Origin of the sequence: Acetivibrio ethanolgignens (assembly GCF_001461035.1) — a bacterium.
In the GTDB taxonomy this organism is placed as follows: Bacteria; Bacillota; Clostridia; order Lachnospirales; family Lachnospiraceae; genus Velocimicrobium; species Velocimicrobium ethanolgignens.
In genome coordinates, this window is the sequence record NZ_LNAM01000035.1 from 23,341 (window position 1) to 42,362 (window position 19,022).

General features: G+C 46.9%; 23 protein-coding genes and 2 pseudogenes. 9 read left to right on the plus strand and 16 right to left on the minus strand.

Annotated features, from left to right (window positions below; all coding sequences use genetic code 11):
- Positions 1-70: 70 nt before the first annotated feature.
- The 12 genes and pseudogenes from ASU35_RS02915 to ASU35_RS02970 all read right to left on the minus strand — a co-directional run bounded on the left by ASU35_RS02915 (position 71) and on the right by ASU35_RS02970 (position 10,371).
- Positions 71-1,972, minus strand: a complete 1,902-nt coding sequence (locus ASU35_RS02915) for an AAA family ATPase (protein WP_058351587.1) — start codon at positions 1,970-1,972, stop codon at positions 71-73.
- Between the two features lie 14 nt (positions 1,973-1,986).
- Positions 1,987-3,501, minus strand: coding sequence for a MobQ family relaxase (gene mobQ, locus ASU35_RS02920; protein ID WP_131743550.1), 1,515 nt, complete (start codon positions 3,499-3,501; stop codon positions 1,987-1,989).
- Between the two features lie 239 nt (positions 3,502-3,740).
- Entirely contained in the window at positions 3,741-4,037 is a 297-nt protein-coding gene (locus ASU35_RS02925) for a DUF3847 domain-containing protein (RefSeq protein WP_022030174.1), read from the minus strand.
- Positions 4,038-4,168: 131 nt separating this feature from the next.
- Positions 4,169-5,002, minus strand: a complete 834-nt coding sequence (locus tag ASU35_RS02930) for a methyltransferase domain-containing protein (RefSeq protein WP_002584969.1) — start codon at positions 5,000-5,002, stop codon at positions 4,169-4,171.
- Positions 5,003-5,187: 185 nt separating this feature from the next.
- On the minus strand, positions 5,188-5,484 hold the full coding sequence (locus ASU35_RS02935; protein ID WP_022030173.1) for a P-loop NTPase family protein: 297 nt from the start codon (positions 5,482-5,484) through the stop codon (positions 5,188-5,190).
- Between the two features lie 133 nt (positions 5,485-5,617).
- Positions 5,618-5,812 (minus strand): transposon-encoded TnpW family protein, encoded by a 195-nt coding sequence (locus tag ASU35_RS02940; protein ID WP_022030172.1) that lies wholly within the window; start codon positions 5,810-5,812, stop codon positions 5,618-5,620.
- A gap of 78 nt (positions 5,813-5,890) precedes the next feature.
- Positions 5,891-7,765 (minus strand): DUF4368 domain-containing protein, encoded by a 1,875-nt coding sequence (locus ASU35_RS02945; protein ID WP_022030171.1) that lies wholly within the window; start codon positions 7,763-7,765, stop codon positions 5,891-5,893.
- 32 nt (positions 7,766-7,797) lie between these two features.
- A pseudogene (locus ASU35_RS02950) lies at positions 7,798-8,094 on the minus strand (VirD4-like conjugal transfer protein, CD1115 family); the annotation flags it as partial.
- Complete coding sequence (locus tag ASU35_RS02955; protein WP_058351589.1) at positions 8,091-8,567, minus strand: PcfB family protein; 477 nt, start codon at positions 8,565-8,567, stop codon at positions 8,091-8,093. The gene ASU35_RS02955 and the pseudogene ASU35_RS02950, both read right to left, overlap by 4 nt.
- 71 nt (positions 8,568-8,638) lie before the next feature.
- On the minus strand, positions 8,639-8,863 hold the full coding sequence (locus ASU35_RS02960; RefSeq protein WP_002584988.1) for a DUF5348 domain-containing protein: 225 nt from the start codon (positions 8,861-8,863) through the stop codon (positions 8,639-8,641).
- A gap of 14 nt (positions 8,864-8,877) precedes the next feature.
- Positions 8,878-9,798: a DUF6017 domain-containing protein gene (locus tag ASU35_RS02965; RefSeq protein WP_002584989.1), complete on the minus strand. Its 921-nt coding sequence runs from the start codon at positions 9,796-9,798 to the stop codon at positions 8,878-8,880.
- 210 nt (positions 9,799-10,008) lie between these two features.
- Entirely contained in the window at positions 10,009-10,371 is a 363-nt protein-coding gene (locus ASU35_RS02970) for a hypothetical protein (protein WP_002584990.1), read from the minus strand.
- Positions 10,372-10,628: 257 nt separating this feature from the next.
- Between ASU35_RS02970 and xerA the strand changes: the two genes are divergently transcribed.
- Together xerA and ASU35_RS02980 are read left to right on the plus strand one after the other, a co-directional pair.
- A complete protein-coding gene (gene xerA, locus ASU35_RS02975) occupies positions 10,629-11,615 on the plus strand; it encodes a site-specific tyrosine recombinase/integron integrase (RefSeq protein ID WP_058351590.1) in 987 nt (328 codons plus the stop codon).
- Positions 11,616-11,625: 10 nt separating this feature from the next.
- Positions 11,626-12,189, plus strand: a complete 564-nt coding sequence (locus tag ASU35_RS02980) for a restriction endonuclease subunit S (protein WP_083504114.1) — start codon at positions 11,626-11,628, stop codon at positions 12,187-12,189.
- On the opposite strand, the gene ASU35_RS02985 is transcribed toward ASU35_RS02980, so the two are convergent.
- A complete protein-coding gene (locus ASU35_RS02985) occupies positions 12,168-12,893 on the minus strand; it encodes a restriction endonuclease subunit S (protein ID WP_058351591.1) in 726 nt (241 codons plus the stop codon). The genes ASU35_RS02980 and ASU35_RS02985 overlap by 22 nt on opposite strands.
- Positions 12,894-12,929: 36 nt before the next feature.
- On the opposite strand from ASU35_RS02985, the pseudogene ASU35_RS02990 reads away from it, so the two are divergent.
- The 7 genes and pseudogenes from ASU35_RS02990 (at position 12,930) to ASU35_RS03015 (ending at position 16,185) form a co-directional block, all read left to right on the plus strand.
- Positions 12,930-13,271 (plus strand): annotated as a pseudogene (locus ASU35_RS02990) (arsenate reductase family protein).
- Entirely contained in the window at positions 13,271-13,681 is a 411-nt protein-coding gene (locus ASU35_RS02995; protein ID WP_058351592.1) for a peptide deformylase, read from the plus strand. The pseudogene ASU35_RS02990 and the gene ASU35_RS02995 overlap by 1 nt, the downstream one beginning before the upstream one ends.
- A 144-nt stretch (positions 13,682-13,825) precedes the next feature.
- A complete protein-coding gene (locus ASU35_RS19630) occupies positions 13,826-14,974 on the plus strand; it encodes a DUF429 domain-containing protein (RefSeq protein WP_172794585.1) in 1,149 nt (382 codons plus the stop codon).
- Between the two features lie 9 nt (positions 14,975-14,983).
- Complete coding sequence (locus ASU35_RS03005; protein WP_058351593.1) at positions 14,984-15,166, plus strand: hypothetical protein; 183 nt, start codon at positions 14,984-14,986, stop codon at positions 15,164-15,166.
- 15 nt (positions 15,167-15,181) lie between these two features.
- Positions 15,182-15,370: a hypothetical protein gene (locus ASU35_RS19080; protein WP_147525347.1), complete on the plus strand. Its 189-nt coding sequence runs from the start codon at positions 15,182-15,184 to the stop codon at positions 15,368-15,370.
- 53 nt (positions 15,371-15,423) lie between these two features.
- Positions 15,424-15,882, plus strand: coding sequence for a YaiI/YqxD family protein (locus tag ASU35_RS03010; RefSeq protein WP_058351594.1), 459 nt, complete (start codon positions 15,424-15,426; stop codon positions 15,880-15,882).
- Between the two features lie 3 nt (positions 15,883-15,885).
- On the plus strand, positions 15,886-16,185 hold the full coding sequence (locus ASU35_RS03015) for a hypothetical protein (protein ID WP_058351595.1): 300 nt from the start codon (positions 15,886-15,888) through the stop codon (positions 16,183-16,185).
- A 26-nt stretch (positions 16,186-16,211) separates the two neighbouring features.
- Here ASU35_RS03015 and ASU35_RS03020 read toward each other — a convergent pair whose 3' ends face one another.
- The 3 genes from ASU35_RS03020 to mobV all read right to left on the minus strand — a co-directional run bounded on the left by ASU35_RS03020 (position 16,212) and on the right by mobV (position 18,958).
- Positions 16,212-17,723, minus strand: a complete 1,512-nt coding sequence (locus tag ASU35_RS03020) for a recombinase family protein (RefSeq protein ID WP_058351596.1) — start codon at positions 17,721-17,723, stop codon at positions 16,212-16,214.
- 94 nt (positions 17,724-17,817) lie between these two features.
- A complete protein-coding gene (locus ASU35_RS03025; RefSeq protein ID WP_002584948.1) occupies positions 17,818-18,030 on the minus strand; it encodes a hypothetical protein in 213 nt (70 codons plus the stop codon).
- Positions 18,014-18,958, minus strand: coding sequence for a MobV family relaxase (mobV, locus tag ASU35_RS03030; protein WP_002575862.1), 945 nt, complete (start codon positions 18,956-18,958; stop codon positions 18,014-18,016). Before mobV ends, ASU35_RS03025 begins: the two co-directional genes overlap by 17 nt.
- Between the last annotated feature and the right edge of the window lie 64 nt (positions 18,959-19,022).

Here is a 19,022-nt window from a genome sequence, read left to right on the forward strand (position 1 = left end):
GGAGTTATTGACGCACAATCAAGGCGAAAGCGCGAAAGTGCAAAGCGCAAAGGGTCTGCACTTTGCGTTTTCAGCTTGCGGGTTCGGGCGGCTGCTTCTTCTTGATGAAGTTGTACCATTGACCGCCGACGCGCCTTGCGCCCAAAACACCGCCCATGTTGCGCTTGGCGTTCTGTACCGTCCTCTCGGATATTCCGGCTTCGGCTGCGGCCTTTACAAGGTCCTCGCTGGCAAGCTCTTTCCCGTCTGCAAGCAGGTCAAGTATCAGCCGTTCCGCCTGTTCGGTCTTGGTGGCGGTGTTGCCGCCCGCGCCGGACAGCAGCTCGTCGGCGGTAATGTCATACTCGCCTATCCACGAAAAGCCCGTTTCCGGGTCAAGGCAAAAGGCTATGGGCTTACCCTCCGCCGCAAGAGAAGATTTGTCATGGACGATAACGCGCACATTCGGTTCCCGTTTCACGCGCCCGATCAGCAGGACGCTCCTTGCTGCGGCGCGGAAGTCGATGGAGCCTAAACCCCGGTAGGCGCTCTGTCCTCCGGCGGCTTTGTTGAGGTGTCCGATTAGGATAACGGCGCACCCGGTACGCTCGGCAATCTCGGCAAGGCGGCGGAACATGGGGCGTATCTCGTTGGCCTTGTTCATGTCGGTTTTCTCGCCCACATACGCCTGTATGGGGTCAAGGATAATCAGCCGCGCCCCGGTCTGTCGGATAGCTCTCTCTATGCGCTCATCGGACAGGGAAAGCCCCTGCTTGCTCTCGTCAATGACAAGAATGCGGTCAAGGTCTGCTTCGGCTTCCATAAGGCGGGGCTTGATGGTGTCGCCCAAACCGTCCTCGGCAGTCTGGTAAATCACATTGAACGGCTCATGCACTGCCATGTGGGGGAACGGCTTGCGGTTGGTACAAGCGGCGGCAAGGCGTAGGGCAAAGGTGGTCTTGCCCTCGCCGGGGTTGCCCTGCACAATGGTTACTTTCCCAAAGGGGATATACGGCTCCCATAACCATTCGACGGTCTGCGTGTCCACCTCGCTCATGCGGATAATCTCAACGGTTTCTTCCTGCGGCGGCCCTTTCAAGCCGTAGACCGCTTCTCGCAAATACTTCCCGTCTGTGATTTCTGCCCGGTGCTGCAATACCTCGTTCCAATCCTTGAAAAGAGGGATAAGCCGGTGGACGGTGTAGCCCTCCGGCATGAGCTTCACAAGGCGGCTGCAAGCGTCGTTTCCGGCTTCGTCGCTGTCAAGGCAGAGATAAACGGTCTTGATGTTCGGACGGTCAGAGAGAAAGCGGAGCAGGGCTTTTTCTCCCACGCCGCCCAATGACAGGTAGCTTTGCTTCTGCCAATCCTTTTTGAACAGGCAGAGGAAAGAAAGCAGGTCAACGGGGGCTTCAAAGACAAACACTCTTTCGCCCTCGCCCCGGTAGCAGAAGTTAAAGGCTTTGTCGCTGCCTTTCACATCAAGGCGGAAGTTTCCCGCCGTTCCCTTGCTGTGGGCGTAGCGCGGTATTCCGTCCTCGTCCCGCCCCACAAATACGGCGTTGTGGTGGGCTGCGTCCTCGTAAATATCGCCGCTGGCAAAGAAAAAGCCCGTCACATCTTCATCAATGCGGCGGGCGGCTGTGAGGTAGTTCCTCGCTGTTCGGTTGTCGGGGCTGCGGGGCGGTAGCCGGAAGTCGGAGAGGGGCGCGGAGCTTGGTCTATCCGGCGGCGGTGCGGCTCCCTTTTCTCCTGTGAGAAGTTCAACGGCTTCGGTAAAACTCTTGCCAAAAAACTCCATGACAAAATCAATGGGGCCGCCGCCCTTGCTCTGGCTGTGGCGATACCACTTGTTGCCCCGGACGGTCAAGCTGTCGTGCCGTTTCCATCGGTATTCCTGTCCGGCGCGTTCCAGCGGTTCCCCCTGCGATTGCAGGAACAAAACAAGGTCGGCTTGGTTCGCCCGGTCTATCTGTTCTTGGGTGTAGTACAAAAAACTCACTCCTTTCATCGGTCTATGTCGTGCCGCTTTGTGCGGGTCTGTGTCTGCTCCGGCTGGTCGGCGCGGAGTGCAATATCCACGCATTTGCGGATTTTTTGAAGTTCGGAAACATCGGCGCGGGTATCTTTCAGTTTGGCATAATCGCTGTCCCTCTGTGTTTTGAGGTCGGCATATTCCTGTTCCCATTCCGCAATAGGCAAGGTCTTTGTTCCTTTCGGCAGATTTGCATGGAGATAGCGGCTTGCTGCGTTCCATAGGGTCAACTCGGCGCGGTGGGCTTCCTCGTACTTGTCGCGCTTGTTTGTCCAGCCGTTTTGCAGCTTTTTCAGCTCATCGTGAACGGGCTTGTACTCGGTGTAGTTCTTCCCGTATTCAATCAGCTTTTGCAGCTTCTTCATGCGTTCCTCGGCGGTTTTCATTCCTGCCCGGATAGTGTCGGCCTGTTCGCTGACAGAGGAAAGGGCTGCGTCCAGCTCATCAAGGGTAGAGATACCATGCTCGGTCAGATAGTTGACCGCTGCCGCTATGGTTTTCAGTTCATCGGCTGTGTGCTGTTGTTGCCAACGCTGCGAATACTTCCGGCTCTTTTCTCTCTGAACGCTCAAATACTTCATCAGCAGATTTGCAAGGCCGGGGGATTGTTGCGGCTGTTCCGGGGCGGTTTCCCACGCTTTGAACAGGTCGGCAATCCATTCTTTGAGCTTTCCAATCTGCGCTCGGATTTCCCGTATAAGGCGGTTTGCCTTTTGGATATTCCGGTTCAGTTCGCCTTTCTCGGTGGCAATACCTTTCTTCTCCATCTGGCAAGCCGCCACGCCCATGTGGACGGTGGGTATCTCGCCAATGCCGCGCTCGGCGTTGCTGCGGTGGTCGATACGCTCCGGGCTTCCGGCTCGTTCAAGGTAGGCGTTTGAAATATCCGCCCATGCCTTACGCCACAAGAGGGCGTTGCCCTTGTCGTTCCAGCCGGTCAGGTCAACTTTGTGCGTCTTGTATCTGCCGCTTGGCAAGCGGATACGCTCGCCGTTTTCATCAAGGTCATATTCCTTTTGGGACTTTGCCGCCCATGCGCCGCGCTCGTCAAGGGGGCGCATGGTAAGCATGATGTGACAATGGGGATTGCCCTTGCCGGTGTCGTGAATGGCATAATCAACGCACATTCCTCTGGAAACAAATTGAGAGGAACAGTATTCCCGGACAAGCCGGATTTGTTCCTCTCTGGATAACTCTATGGGGAGCGCCGCGTCAATCTCTCTGGCAAGCTGGGCGTTCCCGGCTTTCTCGTAAAGCTCCACGCTGTTCCACAAGGTTGAACGGTCAGAGAAAGAGGGCGGGGCGTGGGGTGGCAGCATAATTTCCGTATGGACAACACCGCCTTTGCGGGTGTAGTCGTGTGTCATTCCGTCCCACTCATTTGTCAGCTTTTCGCCGCTTCGGTAGGCGGCTGCGGCAACGGCTGATTTGCCCTTGCCCCGGCTGACAATGCTGATATTACAATGATAGATGGCTATGGGTATCACCTCCCGGATAAAATGAAAACCCGCAAAAATGGTACAGACGCCAAAGGCTGGTATACTGTTTTTGTGGGTGTGCAGGGATAGCCGCGTAAGCGGCGCAAGGGGTGCAGCCCCTTGTTGCGGCAAAGCCGCCAATGTCGGTCAGAGAGGGAAGCAAGCGGCTTTCTCTCTGTGCCGACAAGCCCTCGGCAGAGCGCACGCACCCGTAAGGGTGTATAAGTGCGCCCTTTGTACCAAAGGGATTATTCGCTTTTCCCGCCCTCGGTGCGTTTTTTCAGATAGCCCCGCGCTTCCTCGCTCGTCAGGGCAAGCCGGAGAAAGGCGGCGGCTTCTTCGTCGGTCATGGTCTTTGCTTCTGGCACAATGCTCTCAAAGACCGCACCCCGGACGATCAGCCGATGGCTGCGCGTCCTGCGTTCCTCTTGGGATAACTTTTGCCGCAACACCTTTTCCCGATTTTCAAGCTGCCGGATTTTCTTCTTCCCGTCCTCAATCTCGGCTTGCAATTCCTCGCGTTTTTTTTCTCTCGGTTTCGTCATGGGTGGTCACTCCTTTCTACCTGTCGGCATAGAAAAAGGACAGTCGATTTCCTCGGCTGTCCTTTTGATTAGGGTGTTTGGTTTACTCCGTTCTGCTCAATAAATGGGAATATTAAATATCAATACGCCCTTTAATACATTCCTATTAAAACATCAGCTTCGATTGTCAAATGTGTGAGAGTACGCCAATCAACGCAATCTTTTTCAACGCAAAAGAGAAGCGGCGTCATTTCAATAAACGACATTCTTTGTTCTGATGACAACTGTACGGTGGCTGAAACCGTTTCTCTTGAAATGGTTTTAAGATATTTCTCAAAATATTCAACGACAGACTCATTTGAATAATCTGGATTTTTCAAGTGTGCTTGCACTTTAGTCCTGATTTCCCTCAAATGATTTTTCGTAGGAATTACTTTCACAACATATCCGTTAGGAGATAGCAATCGCTGAAATTCTTTGTAGTGTGCAGGCGAAAATATGTCTAAAATACAATCCATACTTCCGTCTTTCAAAGGGATTTTTGATAAGTCAGTAACAAACCACTTCACTGCTTTGCGCTTGTCTTTTTTTGATGCAATCTGTATTGCCTCCCTTGACAAGTCAAAGGCAAAGATGTTTCGTTCTGTTCTTTGCTGTATCTGCCTTGCATAGAAACCCTCGCCGCAACCAACATCTAAAATGTTTCTTATAGATGGCGTATCAGAAATAAACTGTATGATTTTCTCCAACACAACATCATACATGCCATACTCCAAAATTTGGTGCCGGTTGTCAAAAGACCGCTTGCTGTAGTTGGTTTTGGGCGATGATTTTAACAACAAATTTACATACCCATATCTTGAAATATCAAAGCAATGTCCATGTCTACAAATTAGGCTATTGCCTTGTATATCCATTGATTTTGTGCAAATTGGGCATTGAAAATAAACCTTGCTGTCTGCAAAGCGTGATAAATTATTATTCATTTGTTTTTCCTCCATAATTACATCTCTGCTTCAATAAGCGAGTTATGCAATACGGATAACCGCAACATAACTCGCGGTTTTATCTTAATCTCATAAATGTAACCATTGTGTTGTCCTCCAATCAATTCCGCAGTATTACTCTGCTTTTAGAAAAAGTATAGCACAAAACTATGAACATTTCAACTCTATTTCAGCCTGTCGGCGACGTTGCTCTCTCTGGCATACCGCCGCGCCGCTTCCCGCCGTTCCTCGCTGTATGGGGCGGTCAGACGGAAAGAGAAGCGGCCTTTCTCAATGTCAAACTCCATGCAGCCCGTTTCCGGGTCTGCGTCGGTCTGGCGGCACACATCGGGGTGCTGCTCGGCATAGGCGGCAAGCCGCTTCTTCAAGTCGGTGTTGTGGGTACGGATATGGATCAACGGGTCTTTCTCATCAAACCAGATGTCTGTGATCTTTTTTTGCTTGGGAAGCCCTGTTCGCATAAACTCTCCTTTCTGCGCCCTCGTTTGGAGAGAGGGGCATTTTTGAGGGAATTTTCCCGGCTCTTGACTTGGGGAAAATGGGGATTTTCAAATAGAAACCGCCCCGGCGAACCATTCTTCGTCCGGGCGGTTCCTATCGCGTGATTTTCGTTTTTTCCGGCTCTTGACCGTCCTGCAAGCTGTCGGCAAGTATCACTTTGAGCAGCTTGTCGCGGAATGTTTCTGTGCCGCTGTGGTTGAAAAACAACTCCGCAACGATGGTCTGTCCGTCCCTCTGTGTCGTGATAACACTGTCGGGGGATTGAGGTGTCCCGTTCTGTTCTGCCATAGGCGGCTCCTTTCTCTGGGTGCAAAAGAGGGATTTCCCGTAGCCCGGAAAATCCCTCTTGGTTGTCAGTATTCGGTTTTACTGTGCGGGTGCTGCGGCGGCTTCCTGTGCCTTTTTCTTTGCCCGGTATTCCCGTGCTTTCATGCGGTCATACTCCCGTCGCTTTTCAAGGTTACGCGCCCGGTACTCCCTTGAATACTGCCGGTGGTAGGCGCGGCTCTTTTCCTTTTGGGCTTCCTCGATTTTCTCCCGCATTTGCCGGATTTCCTGCTCCGTTGGCTCTGTAAGCTGTGTCACTTCGTTCTCAAATTTGCCGATATAGTTGAAATATATCCCGATGTGCTGAATGGCTTGTTTTGCCCTTTTCTTGTCGCGCTCATGCACTTCAATCCGGCTGATAAACTCGTTGAGAATGGCGGGGGTCAGGTCGGTAAAGGCAGCGTAGCGTTCCGTCAGCTTCAAAAACTTCTGCGCCCGTCCGCCCGCGTTCTCAAAAGCGGATAGCTGCTCTTGCAGCTCGGCAAGCTCCGCTTTCAGCGCATAGTATTCTTCTGAATACTTCTGCGACATTTGCTCATAGCGGTCTTGCGGGATCGTGCCGAGGGCGTTGTCCTCATAGAGCTTGTTCAGCACCTTGTCAATCTGTTCAAGGCGCGTCGTGATTTGCGGGATACGCTTCTGCTGTTTCTTGGTCTTGTCGGTCTGCTGCATGGCAAGGTTCTTTTTCACTAAGGCTTCAAATTCCGCCCAGTTGCTGATAGAATAGTCCTCGATTTTCTTCAGCACTTCCGCGATGGTCTGCATGAGCAAATCCGCGTCAATGATGTGCGGGGAATTGCATTTGGGGTTTTTGGCTTTTCCCTTGTGGTACTCGCTGCAATAGGCAACATGACGCTTGCCGCCATTCCGATAATCTATGCGAATGTGCATTTTCGCACCGCAATCCTTACAGAAAAGCAAGCCCGACAAAGGGTGGATTTCCCCGTCCCCGTTGGGGCGTTTGACGGGCGCATTTTCCAAAATCCGCTGTACGGTTTCAAAGTCGGTGCGGTCAATAATCGGCTCATGCACATTTTCGGTTATCTGCCATTGGCTCCGGTCTACATAGTGGTTCCGCTTGTCGCGGAAGTGCTTTGTGGTCTTGAAGTTGACAACATCACCGCAATACTCCTGCCGTGTGAGGATATGGGTCAGGGTGGCTTTGTTCCACTTATAGCGGTTGGCCTCATTGAGCGCCCTGTTTTTACAGGTTCCCCGCCCGCGCTCTTTCATGTAGAATGTGGGCGTTGGGATTTGCGCCTGCGTGAGATATACGGCAATTTGGTTTCGGTTTTTTCCGTCCAGAAACAGGCGAAAAATCAAACGAACAACTCCGGCGGCTTCCTCGTCGATAATCCAAAAATCCTTGTTGTCCGGGGATTTGACATAGCCATAGGGGGCTTCGGTGGCAATCGGCTTTCCACTCATGCCCTTCGTCTTAATGCCGGTCTTTACTTTCTTGCTGATGTCCTTTGCGTACCACTCCGACATGATGTTGATAAAGGGCGCAAACTCCAATGTATCGGGCTTTTCGCTGTCTATCCCGTTGTTGACTGCGATAAAGCGCACATTGTTCCGTCTGAATATCTCCATCGCATTGCCGACTTGGAGATAGTCACGCCCCCAGCGTGTCAGGTCTTTCATAATGCAGACACCGATTTTCCCGTTCTCTACATCGTCCATCATGCGGGAGTAGGCAGAACGGTCAAAAAATCTGCCGCTTTCGTCATCGTCAATGTAGTGCCGGATATTGGTTAAGTGCTGCCCTCTGGCGTAGTTCTCCAAAAAGATTTTTTGGTTCTGTATCGAGTTACTCTCACCGCCGTCCCTGTCCTCGTCGCCCACGGAAAGGCGGGAGTAAAGGGCTGTAATTTTACTATAATCAGTCATGTGCATAACCTCCTGTGCGTCCATATAGGCTTCCTTTACACTTAAAATTATGCACTCCAACGTGCAGAACCGTATTCCATGCCTTTTCGGTACTTCTTCGCGTTCTTGCCTTTCATGTAAACGGCAAGCCGGATAATGACCGCCCCCGCAATGCCGATAAGCAGATCGGCGGGGTGCAGGCTCGGCGCGATACTGGAAAAGGCGGCGGCAAAGCCCGTCCCAAGCTGCAAGAGCTTTTCGCTTGCGTCTGCGCCGGGGGTAAGGCGTATTGCTGCGCCTATCTTGTCAAACAGATAGACAAAGAGCAGATAGGGCAGGTTGAGGATAAGCAGCTTTTTGACTTCCTGCTTCATAGCGATACCTCCCTGTCCTTGTTCTTTACCTTGTCCCGCTGCGCGTTCAAGCCCGCCGCCTTTTCTTTCAGAGAGGAAAGCAGCTTGCGGATAGAGGGCTTTTTCTCCTGTGTCAGCTTCTTTGCGGAAAACTCCTTAAAGGCTGCGGTCAGCACGTCAGCGTCGCGGCCTTTGAAAAACACAAGGTAGCGGGGCGGGTTTTCCGTCGTGTCCTTTTTCAGCGCAAAGTCGATACCGTACTTTTTCGCCGTACTCTCAAAGGCTTTGATATTGCCCTCGGTAATCTCAATGTTGGAAACTCCCGCGTTCTGCTTCATAAGCTGCTTTAAGGTCTGCTTGCCCTGCGGCGTTTTGTCTTTCTGCTTCTTCATCTGTGCAAGCAGCGTTTTCATAGCCTTTTGAAGTGTCTGCGCGGTCAGCTTCCCGGTCTTGATGTAAAGGGCTATGGTCTTTTCGTTGATTTCATCTTGCATTTACCGTCCTCCTTTCGCGGTAGTCTGATAGTGTTAGGGTGGTACGCCGCTGCGGTAGCCGCCCATAAGCTTTAGATACGGACGCGCAAGCCGTTCAAATCCTCGGCGCGGATACCCACAAGGTACCATTCCTGCGCCGCGCTCATTTCAATGCGGGTCGGCTTCCATTTGCCGCCTGTGAATACGTCGAAACACTCTCCGCAATGCAAGCCGCCGTAATAGTCGGCAATGTCAAAGCGAATGTCGTAGCGGTCGGTCTGTTCGTCAAAAATCAAAGCTCCTGTTTTCTGTGCCATGTGGTAATCCTCCTTTAGATTTTGCCTGTCGCCATGTCGTGAGCGACAAGGGCGGTATAGTAGCTGTCAATGGTATTCGGCGCATTGAACAGCACCGCTTTAAGGTACTGTTTGATGTTGCGGATTTTGGTGGTATTCTCTTTCATGCAGTCAAAGACAAATTCAATGTGACTGCTGTTGAGCTTCATAAACTTTGCCTTGACAAGCTCTGCCGGGTAATCGTCCCCGGCGATACGGATTGTCTTTCTCTTGCTGCATACCGTTTCAAGGATAATCGAAACAATTTCGTCCAGACGGTCTTTGTCTACCTGCCCGTAGCGTACAAAATGGTCGTACTCGATATTGTCCTTGATGATTTCCTCATAAACGCTGTATGCGTCTGTCGCTTCCTTTCGTTTCCGTTCCGGCGGCTCTGCCGCTTCCCCGTCGTAAGGCAAGGGATTTAGGGAATGGATAGGAATGGAATCGGTACTTGATAAATCTATATTTGATTTTTCTTTTTTGGGTAAGTTAGTCTTTTGTATATCTTTATTTAATTGCGTTGGATTTTCCAACGTAGGTTTTTTCTGCGTAGGTTTTTCCAACGTTGGATTATCCAATGTTGGATTTTCCAATGTAGGTAAATCCGATACAGGCGGGGTCTGCGGCTGCTCAAAAATCACATAATCTGCGCCGCGCAAGCGTCCTTTCTCGTCGCGTTCCCTTGAACGCACGATATACCCGGCGCGTTCCAGTTCCTTAACGGCTTCCCGGATAGCGTCGATTTTCTCCCGGTTGATAAAGGACAGCCCCGCAAGGGTGTAGTCCCAATCCTCTGGCAAGGACAGCATTTGCGATAACAGCCCTTTTGCCTTTAGGGATAGCTCCTTATTGCGTAAGTGGTGGTTGCTCATAACCGTATAGCCCTTGTTGCGCTCCACTCTGAAAACTGCCATAGCTTCATCACTCCTTTGCTGCATACCTGTTACGCAATAGAAACGCGATTTTGAGGGTTTAGGTATCAATCCCTTATCCGCTGAAAACCGCGTCCGCAAAGCCGCGTAAATCAAGGGCTTTTTCATGCCTACTGCGTAACAAAGGGCATGAAAAAAGCGGCGTTCCTGTTCTTCCTTGTGGGAAGTGAGAAACGCCGCCTGTGCGGTGCGTTATTCTGCTTCTTCGGCTATGAGGTCTTGTATGACTTCGCCAAAGTCTGCCGTAAAGGAAAAAATGAAGTATTCCAAAACGGCGGGGTCTGCGTCCATAGGCTCGGCTTCCTCGGAAAAGGGCAAGCCCATAAGCCCATAGAGCATTTTTATGATTTTGAACAGCTTCCCCCGGTCGGCGGGGGTGTTCATGGTAACAAGTACGTCGGTCAAGCGGTTTACGGTTTCCATGTCGCCGCCTGTCGTTACCCATACCATTTCTGCGAATGGCTGCGTGATTGCTCCGGTTACAAGGTTTACCTTATCCTTGCTGATTTCGCCGGACGGGAGTATAATACCCTTGTCTAAAAGTACGTTTTTCATGTCGTCCTCCTATAATTTGTGGTGCCAAAATGGTGCCCGGTCTTACAAAATCATCTTATACGGAGATATGGCAAGATAAATGACGATATGCAGAAAACCTTGATTTTAAGCCATTTTCGCGAGGTTTTATAAACACTTGCGCGGGCTTATAAGAAGATTTCCGTCTATCAAATCAATAAAAAATAACTCTTGAAAGTGGCGAGAGCAAATACAAGAACTCCACTTCATGGTGGTTCTCACATATAAAGGAGAAACACATGAAAGAGAAAATAATATCAGAGATTATAAGAGAGATGCTTTCGTCGCTTAATAATGAACAATTAAGCAAGTTGAAGACTACATTGGAGATATATCTTTATAATGTATCCATTGAAGCCAAACAAGAAGCTGATAAAGAGAAAGAAGAAGTAGATTATTTGGAAATATTTCTATCTGCAAAAAGGATTGAAGGTTGCTCAGAAAAAACACTGATATACTATAAAAATACAATACAGCAAATGATTGATAGTATTGGAAAATCAGTTTGTACAATAGTTACAGAAGATCTAAGAACTTATTTGGCGGAATATCAAAAGGAGAAACAATCAAGCAAGGTAACAATTGATAATATTAGAAGGATATTTTCAAGTTTTTTTGCTTGGTTGGAGGATGAAGATTATATTATTAAAAGTCCAGTCCGCAGAATACATAGAATTAAGGCTGCTAGTACTATAAAGGAAACATACACGGATGAACAATTAGAATCTATGAGAGATAACTGCGATAATCCTAGAGACTTAGCACTGATTGATATTTTGGCTTCAACAGGAATGCGTGTGGGTGAACTAGTGCTACTGAACAGAGACGATATTTCTTTTGATGAAAGAGAATGTATTGTGTTTGGTAAAGGTGATAAGGAACGAATGGTATATTTTGATGCCAGAACGAAGATACATTTGCAGAATTATCTTGATTCAAGGACAGATAATAATGATGCATTGTTTGTATCACTTAAAGCACCATACAATCGAATGAAAATAGGTGGAATAGAACTGAGACTTCGAGAAATGGGAAAGCGGTTGAATATAGAGAAAGTTCATCCACATAAATTCAGAAGAACACTGGCAACAGTAGCAATTGATAAAGGAATGCCAATAGAACAATTACAAAAATTGTTAGGGCATCAACGCATAGATACAACATTGCAATATGCAATGGTTAAGCAGAGCAATGTTAAGATTGCTCATAGAAAATACATTGGATAGGAGAAGTTCAATGAGAACAGTAAAACTTAGAGAAATATCCGAATTAAAAACAGGTCCATTTGGCACACAGTTTAGTGCTAACGAGTATATTTTAGAGGGAACACCAGTAATAAATGTCAAAAATATAGGGTATGGAGATATTATTACAACAGGACTTGATTATGTTGGGATTGATACATTGGAAAGATTGGCTGATCATAAGCTGAGAGAGGGAGATATTGTCTTTGGAAGGAAAGGTTCAGTTGACAGACATTGTTTAATTACAAAGGGGCAAGATGGTTGGATGCAGGGTTCTGATTGCATACGTGTAAGGTTTACAGATTCTTTCGTTCTTCCAGATTTTGTATCTTATTATTTGTTGACTGATGCAGTAAAAGCAAAGATAAACAATTCTGCTGTGGGGTCTACAATGGCTTCGTTAAATACTGATATTTTAGGCGATATAGAAATAAATTTACCAAGTCATGAGGAGCAGAGTAAAATTGCAGCAACATTATCTGCTATTGATAGGAAAATAAGAAATAACAACTGTATAAATGATTATTTATCATATCAATCTCCGATGGTGGCTTGACCATTCATGAGCATCGGAAGGAGCCAGTCTCGTAAATTGGATAACCTTTGAATTTCCTCATAATTCTTTGATTTTAAAGGAAATGTAGATGCAAGCCTTTCTTCAAATTTTAAAATGACAGATAATGGTGGTACGCATAGTTCTGTTTCCAAAAGGGTATTTATACGGATGCCTTTAAAAATACTTCCAGTAGAACTGGATGTTGCTTGTTTAATAAAAGCATCACTCATAAAATATAAATACAAAAATGATGGCGTAACAATATCAGTGTTTGCACGGATTGAAAATACAGATTCGTTGATATCCCAATCTGTAGGTTCTGATTGAATGAGGTAGCAACGTCCTAATGGGGCGATACTTGCAAATAAGATATCTCCAATTTGAATATCAGATCTGTTATGAACAATAGCTCTTGCAGATTCATCAATAGTGTCACAACCTGTAAAATCTAAAGTTCCATTAGTGGTCAGATTTTTCACAGTAATGTATTTTATATCACCTGTTCCTAGTTTAAAATTATCTCTTGGATTCAAACCAGTGCAAATATTTGAAATAATATCTTGTACTTTACAAAATGTCCAGCCTTCTGGAATAATGTGACCATTAGCATTTACCATTTTACCGCCAGAGGACTTATATGGTTTACCGTTTTCATTCGGAAAATCAAACTGTACAAACCAATAGTCGTAGAGGGCTTTTGCCATCTCTTCTAAATAATCATTTATACGAGGAATACGAAGATGAATATACAGATATTTGGAACAAAGAAATGCAATGATACTAAGAAGGCGGAGCGTTTTTTCAAAGAGCGTGGCATTAAATATCAGTTTATTGATATGAAAGAAAAAGGCATGAGTAAGGGAGAGTTTACTTCTGTTGTACAGGCTAATGGAGGTCTTTAAAATATGATTAACTGGGATGGAAAAGACAAGGATTTACTTGCCCTTATTAAGTATACCGCAGATGAAGATAAGCTCGAAAAGGTGCTTGAGATTCCGCAGGTAATTAAAACACCGGTAGTAAGAAATGGAAAGCAATCTACACTTGGATATCAGCCTGATGTATGGAAGGGATGGAATTAATGGTAAAGAAGATAATGCATGATCCGCTGTTTCTGGCACAGAAGTCAGTGGATGCAACAGAGGCAGATAAACAGATTGTGACTGATTTGCTTGATACATTTAGGGCAAATTTAGAACACTGTGTTGGTATGGCTGCCAATATGATTGGGGTAAAAAAGAATATCATTGTAGTAGCAGCCGGACCATTTCAGTTTGCAATGATAAATCCGGTAATAACAAAGAAATCCGGAGCATATCAGACTGAGGAAGGATGTCTTTCTCTGAAAGGCGTTAGACCATGCACGAGATATCAGGAAATAGAAGTGGATTATCTTGATCAGAACTTTAAGAAACAGCACGGAAAGTATACAGGGTGGACAGCACAGATTATTCAGCATGAGATTGACCATTGCAATGGAATAGTAATATAAGAATCAGGCAGGTTGTAGATGTATTATGCCAAGGAAAGGAAGATAACGAGTATTTAAGAAATTTTCTTAATAAAATAGTAAATCAGATTGAAGAATACGATGGTGAGAATTGGTTGGACAAGCAACCGGAGAGAAGTGAATAAAATGGGATTCAGGTATTGTAATTGTATAGTTGTATTTGATAAAAACAAAGAAAAGCTCCTTTTCTGTAAACGTGCGAAAAATCCGTATAAGGGACTGATTAATTTCGTTGGTGGAAAAGTGGAGCCAGGAGAGACCAGTGAGCATGCCGCTTATAGGGAACTTTTCGAAGAAACTGGTATTTCTAGAAGAGATATAAAGTTGCATAGGCTTATGGATATGACATACTATCAACAGCAGTTTGTTCTTGAAATGTATGTTGGTATTTTGGAAGATGATGTACCTCTCATAGAGGAAGTCAATTCTTTGGAATGGATTCGTATTACAGATGATTTTGCAGATTCAAACAGATATGCCGGTGATAAAAACATTGCCCATATTGTAGAAGTGGCAAAGATGTTTGATTTAAGTCAGGAAGAAGACGAACAGATTTTAGATAAAGGAATATTTGTAGGGGTTGACGGATGCAAAGGTGGCTGGATAACAGCTATAATTAGTAACGGGGAGCTATCTTTGAAGAAATATAGTGATTTTTCAAAAATGGTTTTTGATACCGCACAATTTGATGGAATGCTTGTGGATATGGTAATAGGACTTCCAAGCAATATAGAGCAGTATGAGAAAAGACCGGATGGAATTGCCAGAAAGATTGTAAAGCCTAGAACTTCAACCGTATTTGCGGTTCCTACAAGACAGGCAGTGTACGAGTTTATAAAAGATAAACAGAAAGAGGCAAACTTATCAGCGATTGGAAAAGGTTTATCAGAACAGACGATAGCCATTATTCCTAAAATGAGAGAAGTAGATGAGTTTTTACTGTCAAATGAAGAGTATATGAACGTAATCAGAGAAAGCCATCCGGAGGTGTGCTTTGCACGACTGAACGGAGAGGTTCTTATGACGAATAAATCGGAGAAAGAAGGAATCACTGACCGAGTTCAGGTATTATCAAGGTATTTGCAAGGGGTATCGGAGGAATATGTGAGAACATCTGCAAAAAAGTTAGGGTGTAAACCAGATGATATTTTGGATGCAGTCTGTCTTGCAGTCACAGCAAATCTTGATGCACAGGGTAGGACAGAGATAATACCGGAGAATCCATCTACAGACGAAAAAGGGCTAAAAATGCAGATGGTTATTCCTAAAGTATAAGGAGTATGCATGAAAGATTATAATCATAACGGAAGAATTGATTCTGAAGATGAATTACTTTTACAAGAGATGGTCAAAGATAGAGTGGATGAATCCATTGAAAAACATTCTTTTAGCGATGGGCTAAAGGGATTTGGATTAGTGATTATTGGATTATTGATTTTAGCAGGAATAATAAAAGTAATATTTTAATGTTAGGTGTTGTATATGAATAAGTCACAGAAGTGGATGGAGATTATTAAAAGATTTTCAAATACTGGTGAAACAGGGAGATGTCCTGATTGTGGATATGAAGAAAAACTCGAAGTAATTATAACAGATGATGGTATAGGTTCTGTTACATTTCATTGTAAGAGATGTAATAGATATACACATTTTGATGGGAGAAGGATTTGATTTTGGAACATAAAAATGGTACAGATTATCGTGCTAATTGAAGGAATGGTGGTATGAAGATTTTCGTAGATGCAGATGCATGTCCTGTTGTGCGTATAGTGGAAGAAGTAGCAGAAAAATATAGAATCGATGTTACATTGCTCTGCGATACGAATCACATTTTGACTTCTGATTACAGCGAAGTAATTGTGGTTGGTGCAGGAGCAGACGCAGTTGATTATAAATTAATCAGTATTTGTCATAAAGGAGACATCGTTGTTTCACAGGATTACGGAGTAGCGGCAATGGCACTTGGAAAAGGTGCGTATGCAATTCATCAATCAGGAAAATGGTACACAAATGAAAATATTGACCAGATGTTAATGGAACGACACCTAAATAAGAAAGCAAGGAGAGGTTCTCATAAGAATCATTTGAAAGGTCCTAAGAAAAGGACGGAGGAAGACGATAAGAGGTTTGCACAGTCGTTTGAGAAGCTGGTGTTAGTGGCACGGACACAAGAAGGAGAGTAATCAATGGCAAAGAGCAAGAAAACCAAAATACATAAGAAAACAGATGGACAGCTTTTGCAGATGAACAAGTCTTTTAACAATCTTAAGATGAAGCAGAAAGATAAGATTACTGCATGGGTATACGAAGAATACAAAAAGTATGTAACTGAGAATGAAAAAGTTCCTGACTCAGAAGCGGATGAGCATATTATTGATGAGGTTCTTGATAAGATTAATGAGGCACAGATATGGATACCGTCGGGAGAAATTGTTAGTTATTATTACAGAAAGAAAGTACAGTTTACAAGGGACTACACAGGGTAACGGTCTGACGGGAGGATTACCGCCCGTCAGATTTTCCATGTAATGTTCAAGCTGTCGCTTGTGGCGGCAACGGTGGTAATCATCAAATCCACCACCCGCCGCTTGTCGTCAAAGGATACATCGTCCCATGTGTCGAGGTAGCCGGAAATCTGGTTGACCTGTCCCGGGCTGATGGTTTCCACCGTCAGCTCGGCTATCTGCTTCACAAGTTCCTGCTTGCGCCCGTCCAGTTCCGCTATCTTCACATTCACATAGGAGAGCAGGACATTGTTCGCGCCCGTCAGACTGTCCACCAGCTTTTCAATCTCGCTGTCCACATGGAGAAGCTCTACTTGCAGGGCGGCGATTTTGGGATTGGCCTTTGCCGCTTTCTTCCTGCCCGTCAGCGTCTTGTGCTTTTCCAGCTTCTTCACCATCTGCTGGTAAACCACCGCTTCCAGTTCGGAAGTGATGATTTTCCCACAGCCCGGACAGCTTTTATTGTCCAGCCGTTTCGTACAGCGGAGATATTGCCTGCCGGACGGATTGAAGATACTCATAAGCGCATATCCGCAGTTCCCGCACTTGATTTTCCCCGCCAGCCATGTGTGGGTGGCTTTTCGGGCGGACTGGATTTTCATGTTGTTCATCAGCTTCTTGCGGCAAGCCAGCCATATATCCGCCGGAACAATGCCCTCATGGGGAGCCAGCACCAGCATTTGGTCTTTCAAGTCGTTTTTCTTGCTGGGCTTCACATCCCGCCCCTGATACAGATAACAGCCGTTTGTCCCCGTAAAGTCGGCGGCGTCATTGACGATAACCGTACCCTGGCTTTTGAAAAATTCGTACACATCAAGGTCTGCCTGCACATAGACAGGATTGCGTAACATCTGCGCCAGCGTGGGGCGTATCAGCTCTTTGCCATGGAACAAAATCCCCTGTTCGGCAAAGTACCGGGTAATGTCCCCGTAGGAAGTTGTGGGCTGGGCGTACATCTCAAACATCAGCCGGATATTGGCCGCTTCCTCCGGGTTTACCACCAGCTTCTTTGTGTTGATACCGTCCATCTTGATAGGCTCCGTATGGAAGCCGTAAGGGGCTTTCCCGCCCATCTTAAAGCCCCGCTGACTGCGGGAGTAGTAAGCGTCCGTTACCCGCTTCTGTATCGTTTCCCGTTCAAGCTGGGCGAACACGATACAGATATTCAGCATGGCCCGTCCCATCGGCGTGGAGGTATCAAACTTTTCCGTAGAGGACACAAACTCCACATTGTACTGCTGGAACAGCTCCATCATGTTGGCAAAGTCCAGAATGGAACGGCTGATACGGTCGAGCTTGTAAACCACGACCTTTGCAATCAAGCCCCGCTTGATGTCCCGCACCAGTTCTTGAAACTTCGGACGGTCTGTGTTCTTGCCGCTGTACCCTTTGTCTGTGTATTCCTTGCAGTTACCGCCTTTCAACTCGTATTTGCAAAATTCAATCTGGCTTTCAATGGAAATGCTGTCCTTTTTGTCTACCGATTGTCTTGCATAGATTGCGTCTATCCGATTGTTCATATTGTCGCTCCTTTTCTTAAAAAAGAAACGGAGCTGCTGACAGTTCTATTATACCGCCAGCAGCCCCGCAAATCAATGATGGGTTTGGAAAACCTTATGTCCCGGCTTCCTCACTCTCCCGCTTGTCGGCGTACTTGCGGAACACCTCATAAAGCTGCTGTTCCAGTTCCCGGCGTTTGGCTGCTTCCTGTTCCGGCGTGAACACCGGGGAGAGATTTTCCAGTGTGATTTCCTTTCCCTGAAAAGTCACGATTTCGATTTCCTTTTTGTATCTGATATTACTTATAAGATCACCTTTCCTTTCCATGCTGCCGCTGTTGCCGTTTCAGTTCCGCTAAAATCTCCGGCGGGATACGGTCAACCAGCCGCCGCATATCGTCCAGTTCGCTTTTTAACTTCGCCCGTTCCATCGTGTCATTCATCTTGCCTTTTTCGCTGGCCTTTGCCCTGACTTCCAGCTTTTCATTTTCCGCTAACAAGTCATTGATTGTGACCTTGTATTTTTTCAGTTGCCCGGAGAAGTTCTCCATCTGCGGAAACCACTTTTTCAGCATGGAGAGGGCTTCCTCTTTCTTCTTTCCGGCGTTCAGCGGGGTAATGCCGGAGAGAACCGCTTCAATGGCCCTCGCCTGTTTGGAGAGGTTGACCGCCTGTTTGAACAGCCGGGTGGGGATATGCTTCCGGCCCGTCTTGCTGGCGCTTTCCCCACGCTCCAGGTCGGGGTACTGCTCCACCATACAGGCGTGAAAATCGTCCTGCCACTTCGTCAGATTGGCCCGGTTGCCGATAATTTCTTTGGCGCACAGGCGGTTGTCCTTTGTCAGCGGCACAAAGACCAAGTGCAGATGGGGCGTTTTTTCATCCATGTGTACCATAGCCGAAACGATGTTCTCCCGGCCCACCCGGTCAATGAGGAAGTCCGCCGCCCTCTGGAAGTAGGCCGCTATCTCCTTTGGGGACTTGCCCTTGAAAAACTCCGGGCTGGCGGTAATCAGCGTGTCCACAAACCGAGTGCTGTCCTTGCGGGTGCGGCATCTGGCCTGCTCGATGCGGCTCTGAATGAAATGGTAGTAGCGGCCATCCGGCTTGACGATGTGGAAATTGTACTTGCTCCGGCTGGTGTCAATGTCCGGGTTGCTGGCGTACTGCTCCTTTTTCCGTTCATGGTGGGCTTCCAGCGGCCCCGCCGGGTGGCCCTTGTGCTTCTCAAATCGCAAAATTGCGTGTTGTGCCATTGAACTCCTTTCCCCATTCCATTCCTTTCCGGCGGGTTTTCCCGCCGAAAATATCTCTGATAGG

Excerpts from the sequence above, each read along its gene's own strand:
- ASU35_RS02925 (WP_022030174.1), bottom strand. The coding sequence starts at position 4,037 with ATGACGAAACCGAGAGAAAAAAAACGCGAGGAATTGCAAGCCGAGATT.
- ASU35_RS02930 (WP_002584969.1), bottom strand. The coding sequence starts at position 5,002 with ATGAATAATAATTTATCACGCTTTGCAGACAGCAAGGTTTATTTTCAA.
- ASU35_RS02935 (WP_022030173.1), bottom strand. The coding sequence starts at position 5,484 with ATGCGAACAGGGCTTCCCAAGCAAAAAAAGATCACAGACATCTGGTTT.
- ASU35_RS02940 (WP_022030172.1), bottom strand. The coding sequence starts at position 5,812 with ATGGCAGAACAGAACGGGACACCTCAATCCCCCGACAGTGTTATCACG.
- ASU35_RS02945 (WP_022030171.1), bottom strand. The coding sequence starts at position 7,765 with ATGGACGCACAGGAGGTTATGCACATGACTGATTATAGTAAAATTACA.
- ASU35_RS02955 (WP_058351589.1), bottom strand. The coding sequence starts at position 8,567 with ATGCAAGATGAAATCAACGAAAAGACCATAGCCCTTTACATCAAGACC.
- ASU35_RS02960 (WP_002584988.1), bottom strand. The coding sequence starts at position 8,863 with ATGGCACAGAAAACAGGAGCTTTGATTTTTGACGAACAGACCGACCGC.
- ASU35_RS02965 (WP_002584989.1), bottom strand. The coding sequence starts at position 9,798 with ATGGCAGTTTTCAGAGTGGAGCGCAACAAGGGCTATACGGTTATGAGC.
- ASU35_RS02970 (WP_002584990.1), bottom strand. The coding sequence starts at position 10,371 with ATGAAAAACGTACTTTTAGACAAGGGTATTATACTCCCGTCCGGCGAA.
- xerA (WP_058351590.1), top strand. The coding sequence starts at position 10,629 with ATGAAAGAGAAAATAATATCAGAGATTATAAGAGAGATGCTTTCGTCG.
- ASU35_RS02980 (WP_083504114.1), top strand. The coding sequence starts at position 11,626 with ATGAGAACAGTAAAACTTAGAGAAATATCCGAATTAAAAACAGGTCCA.
- ASU35_RS02985 (WP_058351591.1), bottom strand. The coding sequence starts at position 12,893 with ATGGCAAAAGCCCTCTACGACTATTGGTTTGTACAGTTTGATTTTCCG.
- ASU35_RS02995 (WP_058351592.1), top strand. The coding sequence starts at position 13,271 with ATGGTAAAGAAGATAATGCATGATCCGCTGTTTCTGGCACAGAAGTCA.
- ASU35_RS19630 (WP_172794585.1), top strand. The coding sequence starts at position 13,826 with ATGGGATTCAGGTATTGTAATTGTATAGTTGTATTTGATAAAAACAAA.
- ASU35_RS03005 (WP_058351593.1), top strand. The coding sequence starts at position 14,984 with ATGAAAGATTATAATCATAACGGAAGAATTGATTCTGAAGATGAATTA.
- ASU35_RS19080 (WP_147525347.1), top strand. The coding sequence starts at position 15,182 with ATGAATAAGTCACAGAAGTGGATGGAGATTATTAAAAGATTTTCAAAT.
- ASU35_RS03010 (WP_058351594.1), top strand. The coding sequence starts at position 15,424 with ATGAAGATTTTCGTAGATGCAGATGCATGTCCTGTTGTGCGTATAGTG.
- ASU35_RS03015 (WP_058351595.1), top strand. The coding sequence starts at position 15,886 with ATGGCAAAGAGCAAGAAAACCAAAATACATAAGAAAACAGATGGACAG.
- ASU35_RS03020 (WP_058351596.1), bottom strand. The coding sequence starts at position 17,723 with ATGAACAATCGGATAGACGCAATCTATGCAAGACAATCGGTAGACAAA.
- ASU35_RS03025 (WP_002584948.1), bottom strand. The coding sequence starts at position 18,030 with ATGGAAAGGAAAGGTGATCTTATAAGTAATATCAGATACAAAAAGGAA.
- mobV (WP_002575862.1), bottom strand. The coding sequence starts at position 18,958 with ATGGCACAACACGCAATTTTGCGATTTGAGAAGCACAAGGGCCACCCG.